This window comes from Pseudomonas sp. St316, assembly GCF_018325905.1.
Classification (GTDB): Bacteria; Pseudomonadota; Gammaproteobacteria; order Pseudomonadales; family Pseudomonadaceae; genus Aquipseudomonas.
In genome coordinates, this window is record NZ_AP021901.1 from 1,791,972 (window position 1) to 1,803,770 (window position 11,799).

General features: G+C 60.5%; 12 protein-coding genes. 8 read left to right on the top strand and 4 right to left on the bottom strand.

Annotated elements, in window-relative coordinates:
- Positions 1-410 precede the first annotated feature (410 nt).
- A complete protein-coding gene (gene brnQ / locus KI237_RS08055; RefSeq protein WP_212799495.1) occupies positions 411-1,724 on the top strand; it encodes a branched-chain amino acid transport system II carrier protein in 1,314 nt (437 codons plus the stop codon).
- A gap of 276 nt (positions 1,725-2,000) precedes the next feature.
- The gene (locus tag KI237_RS08060; protein WP_212799496.1) at positions 2,001-2,738 is read left to right on the top strand and encodes a DUF599 domain-containing protein; all 738 of its coding nucleotides are present in this window, start codon (positions 2,001-2,003) and stop codon (positions 2,736-2,738) included.
- A gap of 73 nt (positions 2,739-2,811) precedes the next feature.
- Here the strand turns inward: KI237_RS08060 and KI237_RS08065 are convergent, their stop codons facing one another.
- A complete protein-coding gene (locus tag KI237_RS08065) occupies positions 2,812-3,063 on the bottom strand; it encodes a hypothetical protein (protein WP_212799497.1) in 252 nt (83 codons plus the stop codon).
- A gap of 157 nt (positions 3,064-3,220) precedes the next feature.
- Between KI237_RS08065 and KI237_RS08070 the strand changes: the two genes are divergently transcribed.
- From KI237_RS08070 to KI237_RS08085, 4 genes are all read left to right on the top strand, one after another.
- Entirely contained in the window at positions 3,221-3,697 is a 477-nt protein-coding gene (locus KI237_RS08070) for a PaaI family thioesterase (protein WP_212799498.1), read from the top strand.
- Entirely contained in the window at positions 3,694-4,155 is a 462-nt protein-coding gene (locus KI237_RS08075; RefSeq protein WP_212799499.1) for a PaaI family thioesterase, read from the top strand. Before KI237_RS08070 ends, KI237_RS08075 begins: the two co-directional genes overlap by 4 nt.
- An 87-nt stretch (positions 4,156-4,242) precedes the next feature.
- Complete coding sequence (htpG, locus tag KI237_RS08080; RefSeq protein ID WP_212799500.1) at positions 4,243-6,147, top strand: molecular chaperone HtpG; 1,905 nt, start codon at positions 4,243-4,245, stop codon at positions 6,145-6,147.
- A gap of 117 nt (positions 6,148-6,264) precedes the next feature.
- Positions 6,265-6,993 carry a dienelactone hydrolase family protein gene (locus KI237_RS08085; protein WP_212799501.1) on the top strand — a complete coding sequence of 243 codons (729 nt, stop codon included), beginning with the start codon at positions 6,265-6,267 and terminating at the stop codon, positions 6,991-6,993.
- A 154-nt stretch (positions 6,994-7,147) separates the two neighbouring features.
- Here the strand turns inward: KI237_RS08085 and KI237_RS08090 are convergent, their stop codons facing one another.
- Positions 7,148-8,008 carry a pirin family protein gene (locus KI237_RS08090; protein WP_212799502.1) on the bottom strand — a complete coding sequence of 287 codons (861 nt, stop codon included), beginning with the start codon at positions 8,006-8,008 and terminating at the stop codon, positions 7,148-7,150.
- Positions 8,009-8,133: 125 nt separating this feature from the next.
- On the opposite strand from KI237_RS08090, the gene KI237_RS08095 reads away from it, so the two are divergent.
- Together KI237_RS08095 and KI237_RS08100 are read left to right on the top strand one after the other, a co-directional pair.
- Positions 8,134-9,150, top strand: coding sequence for an amidohydrolase family protein (locus KI237_RS08095; RefSeq protein ID WP_212799503.1), 1,017 nt, complete (start codon positions 8,134-8,136; stop codon positions 9,148-9,150).
- Between the two features lie 133 nt (positions 9,151-9,283).
- Positions 9,284-9,748: a DUF3859 domain-containing protein gene (locus KI237_RS08100; protein ID WP_018610122.1), complete on the top strand. Its 465-nt coding sequence runs from the start codon at positions 9,284-9,286 to the stop codon at positions 9,746-9,748.
- A 203-nt stretch (positions 9,749-9,951) separates the two neighbouring features.
- Here KI237_RS08100 and fabB read toward each other — a convergent pair whose 3' ends face one another.
- Both fabB and fabA read right to left on the bottom strand, forming a co-directional pair.
- Positions 9,952-11,172: a beta-ketoacyl-ACP synthase I gene (fabB, locus tag KI237_RS08105; RefSeq protein ID WP_212799504.1), complete on the bottom strand. Its 1,221-nt coding sequence runs from the start codon at positions 11,170-11,172 to the stop codon at positions 9,952-9,954.
- 11 nt (positions 11,173-11,183) lie between these two features.
- Complete coding sequence (gene fabA, locus KI237_RS08110; protein WP_003204400.1) at positions 11,184-11,699, bottom strand: 3-hydroxyacyl-[acyl-carrier-protein] dehydratase FabA; 516 nt, start codon at positions 11,697-11,699, stop codon at positions 11,184-11,186.
- Between the last annotated feature and the right edge of the window lie 100 nt (positions 11,700-11,799).

Below are 11,799 nucleotides of genomic sequence, written 5' to 3' on the forward strand. Positions count from 1 at the left end.
CACCTTCGGGTGGCCTTTGTCGTTTCTGGCCCTGTGGGAGCAAGGCTTTGGTGGGGCGGGCCCTGTGGGAGCAAGGCTTGCCCGCGATGGCGTCAGCGTGAACTGACAGATAGAACTGAGTCGCCTGCATCGCGGGCAAGCCTTGCTCCCACAGATAAATGCCCTTACCGCAGGGGCTGCGTAGGAAAAATAGGTACGTAAACGCGACGCTGGGACGTCGCGCATCGGATAGTTTGCCCCTTAACAGTGCGTTTTCTCGCTAAATTCGTTAGGCTAGCAGCCATTTTGCGACCGCTGCCCACAAGGAAGCGCCGCGCTAAACGGGTCGGTCCCATACGGATCGGCAGCATTTCCCTCTATCCTCGGGGAAATCCCTCTCTAAATTCCGATTCAGTAGTGTGGTTTCCTTAATGAAAGTGTTGAAAGGCCAGGACATCCTGGCGCTTGGTTTCATGACATTTGCCCTGTTCGTCGGGGCCGGCAACATCATCTTCCCGCCTATCGTCGGTTTGCAGTCCGGGCCTCATGTCTGGATGGCGGCGCTGGGCTTTTTGATCACGGCGGTCGGGCTGCCGGTCATCACGGTCGTTGCACTGGCCAAGGTGGGCGGTGCGATGGACGCCTTGAGCAGTCCCATCGGCAAGCTCGCCGGTGGTGTACTGGCGGCTGTGTGCTACTTGGCCGTTGGGCCGTTGTTCGCCACGCCGCGTACCGCTACCGTTTCGTTCGAAGTCGGCCTGGCGCCGTTGACCGGTGAAAGCCCGCTGGCGCTGTTCCTCTATAGCGCAGCGTATTTCCTGGTGGTGTTTTTCATCTCGCTCTATCCGGGCCGCCTGCTGGACACCGTCGGACGCTTCCTCGCGCCATTGAAGATCATCGCCCTGGCCGTGCTCGGCATCGCCGCGTTTGCCTTGCCTGCCGGCGATATCGGCGTGGCGACCCCCGAGTACGTGGCCGCGCCGTTCTCCCAAGGGTTCATCAATGGCTACCTGACCATGGATACCTTGGGCGCCTTGGTGTTCGGCATCGTCATCGTCAACGCGATCCGTTCCCGGGGCGTCGAGTCGCCGGTCTTGATCACCCGCTATGCGATCATCGCCGGGCTGATCGCCGGGGTGGGCTTGGCGCTGGTCTACGTCAGCCTGTTCCGCCTGGGTTCGGGCAGTCATGAAGTGGCCGTGGGCGCAACCAACGGCGCTGCTGTGCTGCATGCCTACGTGCAACACACGTTCGGCAGCCTGGGCAGCGGTTTCCTCGCCGTCCTCATTTCCCTGGCGTGCCTGGTGACCGCGGTCGGCCTGACCTGCGCCTGTGCCGAGTACTTCAGCCGAGTGCTGCCGCTGTCCTACAAGACCTTGGTCGTGATCCTGGCTACCTTTTCGCTGCTGGTGTCCAACCTGGGCCTGACCAAGCTGATTGCGTTCTCGATTCCTGTCCTCACCGCGATCTATCCGCCGTGCATCGCCCTGGTGGCCCTGAGCTTCTGCAAGGACTTCTGGCACGAGCAGCGGCGCATCGTTGGTCCGGTGATGCTGGTGTCGTTCCTGTTTGGCCTGATCGATGCGCTCAAGGGTGCCGGCCTGGCGGACTGGATGCCGACGCAACTGGCCCACCTGCCGCTGAGTGAGCAAGGCCTGGCCTGGCTGGTGCCTTCGGTGATGACCCTGGCGGTCGCGGTGGTGTGCGATCGCCTGCTGGGCAAGCGCAGCGAAGCGTTGGCTTAAGCGCGGTTCTTCCGGCTACGACGAAATGCCCCGTATCAATCGATACGGGGCATTTTTTTTCAGTGCCGTGTCTTTTTCCGTGGGCTAACGTCGAACCAATGTCTTGAAGGCCTGCACGCAACCTTGTGGGAGCGAGCTTGCTCGCGATGACGGTAGACCAGCCAACGCATCTGTTGAGTGTTGGACCGAAATCGCGAGCAAGCTCGCTCCCACAGGTCTGGATTTCAAGGCAAGTCTGGCTTTAGACGTCATGTTTTTAGACATACAGGAAATCGAATGTCATTCATCCAAGCCAACCTGATCCACCTGCTTGCCGCCGCCTGGTTCATCATCTGCTGGGCGGGCTACACCCGTTATGCCACCTGGAAGGCACGCGACACGGCCTGCCTGGCCAGTGTGATGCACCTGTACCGCGAAGACTGGATGCGCCGCATGCTGTTGCGTGAGAACCGTATCGCCGATGCCAGTGTGATCGGCAACCTGGAGCGCAACGCATCATTCTTCGCCTCCAGTACACTGATCATCCTGGCCGGTATCCTGACCGTACTCGGGGCCTCTGATCGGGCGGTGTCGTTGCTGGCGGACATACCCATGGTGCAGCAGGCGTCCCAGGGCATGGCGGAGGTCAAGTTGCTGTGCCTGGCATTGGTGTTCGTGTATGCGTTCTTCACGTTCAGTTGGTGCATGCGCCAATACAACTTCGCGGCCGTCCTGGTTGGCTCGGCGCCGATGATCGGTGAGCGCCATGTATCGGAGCAGGAGCGCAAGGCCTTTGCTCTAAGGGCCGCGCGAGTGATCTCCATGGCTGCCAACCAGTTCAACTTCGGCCTGCGTGCCTATTACTTTGGCATGACCATGTTGGCGTGGTTCGTCAGCCCCTGGTTATTCATGTTGATGAGTGCGGGCGTGGTGTTCGTGCTGTATCAGCGCGAGTTTCACTCCGATGTGTTGGACGTGATGGTGTATACCCCCACCGAAGCGCCAGTGTCCGAGGTCGGCAAGGAGGCGGCCTGACAGGCGTTGCCGCCAGATCGCAGGCAAAAGAAAACCCGCACCAGGCGGGTTTTCTTTTACTGCTAAAACCGTATCAGTTGGTTTTAGGCGCGGTAGCAGGGGCTTGTTCCTGTTGCGCGGCGCTGTTCGATTCAGACTGAGCTTTGGCGGCTTCGGCGTTTTCTTTTGCCGCGTCGTTCACTTTATCCTGTGCTTTGTTCATGTCTTTCTGAGCTTGCTCAGCGTGTTGTTGGGCATCTTGAGCTTTGTCCTCGGATTTTTTATCGCAGGCAGCGAGGCCGAGGGAAGCGGCCAACATCAAGGCAATAGCTAAAGTCTTACGCATGGGGTGTTTCTCCTTATGGAAGTAACTACTGGCCTTTTGAACGCCGCCCCTCGGATTAAGTTCCTGTTGCGTAACAGATATATAACTTTGCATTGCAATGGAACTTTGTGAAGTGCGCCTGTTGTCAGGTCTCGTCACTCATTGGAGCGTTGATCGAATGGCCGTAGACCCCGTTTTTGAGCGTGCGACACGCTTTTTATCCGCACTCAGGCATTGCCAGGTGCTGGGCTTGAAGCTGCACAGTGCCAGTTGTGACGGGCTGACGGTCATCCTGCCGTTCAGCCCGCAAATCGTCGGCAATCCCCTGACGGGCATCATCCACGGCGGGGCATTGACCTCATTGATGGACACCGCGTGCGGCATGTCGACCTTATGTGTGCTGCCGCAATTCGAAGTCTGCCCCACCCTCGACCTGCGCATCGACTACATGCACGCCGCCGAGCCCCACAAGGACGTCTACGGCTTCGCGCAATGCTACCGAGTCACCCCGGACGTGATCTTCACCCGGGGTTTTGCCTACCAGGACGACCCCGAGCAACCCATCGCCCATGTGGTGGGCACCTTCATGCGCCTGGGCCAGCATGCCAGGGGAATGGGGAAGGGCGTCCCGATGACCACCGTGGGCCAGCCATGACCGATATCACTCAGGAACACCTGCGCCGCGCCTGCGAGCAGGGCGACTACGCGTTGCTGCTCGCCTCGATTCCCTATGCCCAACTCATCGGCGTCGAATGCACGCGCCAGGGCGACGACCTGTTATTTCGCCTGCCGGCCAACAAAGACAACATTGGTAACCCTTTACTGCCGGCCATCCATGGCGGAGTCATCGCCGGTTTCATGGAACTGGCCGCTGCAGTGCATCTGTTGATCGCCACCGGCACGCCAGGCATACCGAAAATCATCGATTTCTCCCTGGATTACCTGCGCACCGGGCAGTTTCGCGACACCTACGCCAAATGCCAGGTCTGGCGCCAGGGCCGGCGGGTCGCCAACGTCGCGATCACCGCCTGGCAAGGCGCCGAGGCCGAACCCATCGCCACTGCCCGGGCGCATTTCAAGATCCAGGAGCCGTCAAAACCCGCGAGCCCTTGAAATCATCTCCATTGCCCCCACCTTGTGGACATCCCGCCGCCAATCTCAGCGAGGCGGACACCACCATCCACTTGGAGTTTGATGACCATGAGCGTGGAAACTCAAAAGGAAACCCTGGGCTTCCAGACCGAGGTGAAGCAACTGCTGCACCTGATGATTCACTCGCTGTATTCCAATAAGGAAATTTTCCTTCGCGAGTTGATTTCGAACGCCTCTGACGCTGTCGACAAATTACGTTTCGAAGCCCTGTCCAAGCCTGAACTGCTGGAAGGCGGCGCTGAGCTGAAAATCCGTGTGAGCTTCGACAAGGACGCGAAAACCGTCACCCTCGAAGACAACGGTATCGGCATGAGCCGCGAAGAGGTGATCACGCACCTGGGCACCATCGCCAAGTCCGGCACCGCCGACTTCATGAAAAACCTGTCTGGCGATCAGAAGAAAGATTCCCACCTGATCGGTCAGTTCGGCGTCGGTTTCTATTCCGCGTTCATCGTTGCCGACCAGGTCGAAGTGTTCAGCCGCCGTGCCGGCCTCGCTGCGAGCGAAGGCGTGCACTGGTCGTCCAAGGGCGAGGGCGAGTTTGAAGTCGCCACCGTCGACAAGGCTGATCGCGGCACCCGCATTGTGCTTCACCTCAAGTCCGGCGAAGACGAGTTCGCCGATGGCTGGCGCCTGCGCAACATCATCAAGAAGTACTCCGACCATATCGCGCTGCCGATCGAGCTGCCGAAGGAAGTCACCGCTGCCGAAGGCGAAGAGAAGCCTGAAGTGGAATGGGAAACCGTCAACCGCGCCAGTGCCCTGTGGACCCGTCCACGCACCGAGGTGAAGGACGAGGAATACCAGGAGTTCTACAAGCACATCGCCCACGATTACGAGAACCCGCTGAGCTGGAGCCATAACAAGGTCGAAGGCAAGCTGGAATACAGCTCGCTGTTGTACGTGCCGGCCCGTGCGCCTTTCGACCTGTACCAGCGCGAAGCCCCACGCGGCCTGAAGCTGTACGTGCAGCGCGTGTTCGTGATGGACCAGGCCGAATCGTTCCTGCCGCTGTACCTGCGCTTCATCAAGGGCGTGGTGGATTCCAACGATTTGTCGCTGAACGTTTCGCGGGAAATTCTGCAGAAAGACCCGATCATCGATTCCATGAAGTCGGCACTGACCAAGCGTGTATTGGACATGCTGGAAAAACTGGCGAAGAACGAGCCCGAGCAGTACAAGAGCTTCTGGAAAAACTTCGGTCAGGTCATGAAAGAGGGCCCGGCCGAGGACTTCGCCAACAAAGAAAAAATCGCCGGCCTGCTGCGTTTTGCCTCGACCCAGGGTGACGATGGCGATCAGATCGTCGGCCTGGCCGATTACCTGGCCCGCGCCAAGGAAGGCCAGGACAAGATCTACTACCTGACCGGTGAAACTTATGCACAGGTCAAGAACAGCCCGCACCTGGAAGTTTTCCGCAAGAAAGGCATCGAAGTGCTGCTGCTGACCGACCGCATCGACGAGTGGCTGATGAGCTACCTCAGCGAATTCGACGGCAAGAGCTTTGTCGACGTGGCCCGTGGTGACCTGGACCTCGGCAACCTGGATTCGGAAGAAGACAAGAAAGCCGCTGAAGAAGTCGCCAAGAGCAAGGAAGGCCTGGTCGAGCGGATCAAGACGGCTTTGGGCGATGCTGTCAGCGAAGTGCGTGTCTCGCACCGCTTGACCGACTCCCCGGCGATTTTGGCCATCGGTGAGCAGGACCTGGGCCTGCAAATGCGCCAGATCCTCGAAGCCAGCGGCCAGAAAGTCCCGGACTCCAAGCCGATCTTCGAATTCAACCCGGCCCACCCGCTGGTGGAAAAACTCGACAACGAGCAGAGCGAAGAGCGTTTCGGCGATCTGTCGCACATCCTGTTCGACCAAGCGGCCCTGGCGGCTGGCGACAGCCTGAAGGACCCGGCGGCGTATGTGCGTCGCCTGAACAAGCTGTTGGTTGAACTGTCCGCTTAATCCGACGTCGGAAAAACAAGTGTGGGAGCGAGCTTGCTCGCGATGGCGGTCTGACCGTCATCGCGATCGGGGTCGCTCCCACAGTTGCATTCAAGCGTCCAACAAGAGGAGTCCGTCATGAGTCAGGTTACGGTTCGTTCGCTGGTCTATCAGATCGAAGGTCAAACCTATGAAGGCCGCCTGGCCTTCGACGTCAGCCAACAGGGCTCGCGCCCGGGGTTGCTGATGGCGCCGAATTGGATGGGCGTAGGGGCGGGGGCCGAGGACATCGCCAGGTCGGTGGCGGCCAACGGTTATGTCGTGTTGGTCGCCGACCTGTACGGGCAGACGGTCCGCCCGAGCAATACCGACGAGGCCGGGGCGGCGATGATGCCCCTCAAGAACGATCGGGCTCTGCTGCGCAAGCGCATGCAAGCGGCGCTCGAGCAGTTGCAAAGCCAGGGCGAGGCGCAGGTCGACACGTCCAGGTTGGCAGTGTTCGGCTTCTGCTTCGGTGGCTGTTGCGCCCTGGAACTGGCCCGCAGCGGTGCGCCGCTCAAGGCCGCGATCTCGTTCCATGGCTCCTTGGATACACCGACCCCGGCGGACGCGCACAACATCAAGGGTGCGGTGCTGGTGATGCATGGCGCCTCGGACCCGCTGGTGCCGAAAGAGCAGCTACCGGCCTTCGAAGATGAAATGAACGCCGCCGGGGTGGATTGGCAACTGCTGAGCTACGGCGGTGCGGTGCATTCGTTCACCGATCCGCAGGCCAATGTGCCAGGCAAGATGATGTACAACCCCAAGGTCGCCGGGCGGGCGTTCCGGTCGATGCACAATCTGTTGGATGAAGTGTTCAAGGGCTGAGGTCGGGGGCTTGGGCCTCTGTGGTCTGATACGAAGCCATCGTGAGCAAGCTCGCTCTCACAGTGGATCTTTGTCGTTCACAATGCCGCGAGCACCTCGCTCCAGTGTGGGAGCGAGCTTGCTCGCGATGGCGGCCTATCAGGCACCACTGAACTCAGGGCAACTCGATCCGCTCGCTTTCCCCCGGCACAGTCGGCCAGTCTCCAGCCGCCCAGCGCCGGCGGGCTTCATCGATCCGGGCTGGGTCGCTGGAGACAAAGTTCCAGTTCATCCGTCGCGGCCCATCCAGGGGCGCGCCGCCAAACAGCACGGCATGGCAGTCGCTGTCCGCAAACAAGGCCATCTCTTCTCCGACCGGCAGGATCACCAGCGAATGGGCTTCCAACGGCTCGCCGTCCAGCAGCGCTTCACCGCTCAACACATACAGTGCTCGTTCCTCGTGTTCGGTGGGAATCAGCAAGGTCGTCGCGGTTTGCAGGTTCAATTCGGCATACAGCGTCGGCGACAGCACCGGCACCGGCGATTCCAGGCAAAAGCCTGAGCCGGCGATCATCCGGATGCTGACCCCCAGGTTCTCGCTGACGGGCAGGCTGTGTGCCGGATGATGACTGTAGTGCCCCGGGCCCTGTTCGTGGGCCTTGGGCGAGGCCAGCCAGACTTGCAACCCGTGCATGACGAAAGGGCTGCCCAGCAAAGACTCGGGGGTGCGTTCGACGTGGGCGATGGCACTGCCGGCGGTCATCCAGCTGACATCCCCGGCATCCACCACCTGGTCGGAGCCCAGGCTGTCCTTGTGCTGGAGTTTGCCTTCGAACAGGTAGGTGAGGGTGGACAGGCCGATATGCGGATGCTGGCGGATGTTCATGCCTTTGCCGGCCGGGTAGGTGGTCTGCAGCATGTGATCGAAAAACACGAAAGGCCCGATGCTGCGACATTTGGCGGACGGCAGCGGGCGCAGGATCGGCTGGCCTTCGACGTCTTCGGCGCGGGGGCGAACGGTCAGGGGAGTGCTCATGTTGTCTTCCAGGTTGAACAACGGTTGCGCGAAGCATAACCCGCCGCCGGCACACGCGGCACATGCACCTTGAACCCGAGCGGGACGGTGAGGGTCTATGTTGCTCATGGCTTCTGGAGATTCCCGTGCCTTTGTCCCGTTTGATCTTCGCCTTGCTGTGGGTCGTATCGAGCAGCGGTGCCATGGCCCGCGAATATGCCTACAGCGACGCGCACCTGCATTACGTCGATTTCTTTCAGGAAACCGCCGGCATGCCCAAGCTGCTCCAGGCGATGGCCGACAATCGCATTGAGCATGTGATGATTTCTGGCGTTCCGGTGGCCAAGAAATGGCACGAAGACGAGCCCAAGCGTCCACGCTATTACGCCGGCGACGATGCGGACGCCTACTGGTACAGCGCCACCGATGTGATCGTGGCCGCGGCGTTGAGCAAGCTGACTGTCGAGCAACGCCAGCACTTCCATCCGTTCCTGTCGGGCTTCAACCCGAACGACAAGAATTCCGACGCCCATATCCAGCGCATGCTCGACCTGTACCCGGGGCTGTGGGAAGGCATCGGCGAAGTGTTCACCCGTCATGACGACCTCACGGCATTGACCGCGGGCGACACGCCGCGGGCCAACAACGAAGCCATGACGCGGATCTATCACCTGGCGGCCGAGAACGACCTGCCGGTGATGCTGCATTCCAACATCACTTCCAAGCGAGAGAAAAATCCGCTGTACCTGGCGGAAATCGAGGGGCCGTTGCGCAATCACCCGCACACGCGCTTCATCTGGGCCCACGCTGGCACCAGCAAGGAAATCCATCGCCACCAGACCCAGCTGGATTTTCTCTTGCCGACCGTGACCCGCATGCTCGAGTCCTACCCCAATTTGTACATAGACCTGTCCTGGAGTGTGCTCACGCCCTATCTGCTGGACGAGGCGGGTAAGCCTCGCCAGGCGTGGGTAAAACTGGTGGAGCGCTTCCCCGAGCGCTTTATGGTCGGGTCGGATGTGGTTGGGCGATTCAACAAGCTCGGTAAGGAATTGCACGGCTTCGATCCTTTCCTGGATGCCTTGCCGGAGGAGGTGGCGCGCAAGGTTGCGCGGGATAATTTCCTGGCGGTGTTGTGTGGGAGCAAGGCTTGCCCGCGATGAAGATCACGCGGTCTTGGAGACTGAGGTGCCTGCATCGCGAGCAAGCTTTGCTCCCACAGACAAACACCGTTGTGTCATCAGCCTGTCACCCCGGCGTCATACCCTCGCGCTCATCTCAATCAAGGAGCGCACTATGCACCTCACCCGTTCAAGCGCACTGGTCGCGCTGTTGTTGACCTGCGGCCTGGCCCAGGCCGAAGTTCGTGTCGAAGGCCCGGTGGAGTACGGTGTTTTCGAAGGGCCGCAAGCCGAGCTGCAATCGGGAGAGCGGGTCCTGCGGCGCAGCAACGAGCAGATCCGCCAGACCGAAAGCGTGCCGGCGAAGCTGGGCACCAAGTTCGGCATGCGCTACCAGTTGGCCGGCAAGGTGGCGGATGACCAGCCGTTGACCCTGTTGTACTTCACACCTGGCATCCGCACCCCCGATGGCGTGCGCCACGATAAATTCGAAGTCATCCAGAAACTGGTACCCGGCGCGCCCCAGGATGTCATGGCCTACGAATTCACCGAAAGCCACGAAGTGGTGCCGGGGGAGTGGCGGTTCATGGTGTTCCAGGGGGATCGGTTGCTGACGCAGCAGCGGTTCGTCGTGCGCTGAGTTCCAACACAGACCCCATGTGGGAGCGAGCTTGCTCGCGATTGCGGTGTGTCATGCAGCAGATAAGTTGACTGGCCTACCGCTATCGCGAGCAAGCTCGCTCCCACCAGGGCAATTCCTCAGGGACTTTGTGGTGTATAGAACAGGCAAAAAAACGCCCCGAACCAGTCGGGGCGTTTTTGTGTGTGGCGTTGCGGCGGGGCTTACTTACCCTGCCAGCGCTTCAGTACCAGGGTGGCGTTGGTGCCGCCGAAGCCGAAGCTGTTGCTCATCACGGTATTGATGGTGGCGTTCTCGCGAGTCTTGGTCAGGATTGGCAGGTCGGCCACTTCCGGATCCAGCTCGTCGATGTTGGCGGAACCGGCCATGAAGTTGCCTTCCATCATCAGCATGCAGTAGATCGCTTCGTGAACGCCGGCGGCGCCCAGGGAGTGACCCGACAGGCTCTTGGTGGAGCTGATGGCCGGGGCCTTGTCGCCGAACACTTCGCGCACACCTTTCATTTCCGCGACGTCGCCAACCGGAGTCGAGGTGCCGTGGGTGTTCAGGTAGTCGATCGGTGTATCGACGGTGGACATGGCCATCTGCATGCAACGCACGGCGCCTTCACCGCTCGGTGCGACCATGTCGTAGCCATCGGAAGTGGCGCCGTAGCCGACGATTTCCGCGTAGATCTTGGCGCCACGGGCCAGGGCGTGTTCCAGCTCCTCGACCACCACCATGCCGCCGCCGCCAGCGATGACGAAACCATCACGGTCGGCATCGTAGGCGCGGGAAGCTTTTTCCGGTGTGTCGTTGCGCTTGCTGGACAGGGCGCCCATGGCGTCGAACAGGAACGATTGGCTCCAATGTTCTTCTTCACCGCCGCCGGCGAACACGATGTCCTGCTTGCCCATCTGGATCTGCTCGACCGCCGTGCCGATGCAGTGTGCGCTTGTGGCGCAGGCAGAGGAGATGGAGTAGTTCACGCCTTTGATCTTGAACGGCGTGGCCAGGCAGGCCGAAACGGTACTGCCCATGGTCCGCGTGACGCGGTACGGGCCAACGCGCTTGACGCCTTTCTCGCGCAGAATGTCCAGCGCTTCCATCTGGTTCAGTGTCGACGCGCCGCCGGAACCGGCGATCAGGCCGGTACGTACGTTGGAAACCTGCTCGTCGGTCAGCCCGGAGTCAGCGATGGCGTCCTTCATGGCCAGGTAGGCGTAAGCCGCCGCATGGCCGACGAAACGGTAGATCTTGCGATCGATCAACTCTTCGAGGGGAAGGTCAATGGAGCCGGAAACCTGGCTACGCAGACCCATTTCGGCATATTCCGGGTTGAACCGGATGCCAGGGCGACTTGCACGCAGGTTAGCGGAGACGGTCTCTTTGTCATTGCCCAGGCACGAAACGATGCCCAGACCAGTGATAACGACGCGGCGCATGCGGATAACCCTTAGAAGTTGTCAGTGGAGGTGAAAACGCCGACCCGGAGGCCTTCGGCGGTGTAGATCTCGCGACCATCCACGGCAACCGAACCATCGGCAATGGCCATGTTCAGCTTGCCCTTGAGGACGCGTTTGATATGAATGTTATAGGTAATTTTCTTGGCGGTCGGCAGGACCTGACCAAAGAACTTCACTTCGCCCGAACCCAGGGCGCGACCGCGACCCGGCAGGCCTTGCCAGCCGAGGAAGAAGCCGACCAGTTGCCACATGGCGTCCAGGCCCAGGCAGCCCGGCATGACCGGATCACCTTCGAAGTGGCAGGCGAAGAACCACAGGTCCGGAGTGATATCCAGCTCGGCGACCAATTCACCTTTGCCGTACTTGCCACCCTCTTCGCTGATATGGGTGATGCGATCCACCATCAGCATGTTCGGGGCGGGCAGTTGCGCGTTACCTGGGCCGAACAGCTCACCGCGACTGCAGCGCAGCAGATCTTCCCGGGTAAAGGCGTTTTGTTTGGTCATGCGAGCTCCTCAATAGTCCCATGCGGCAGGGTGGGGCAAATCTTCCCGGCCAACCGAAGCGTTCATGCCTCGAGTCGACAGCCTACTCATAGACTATTGC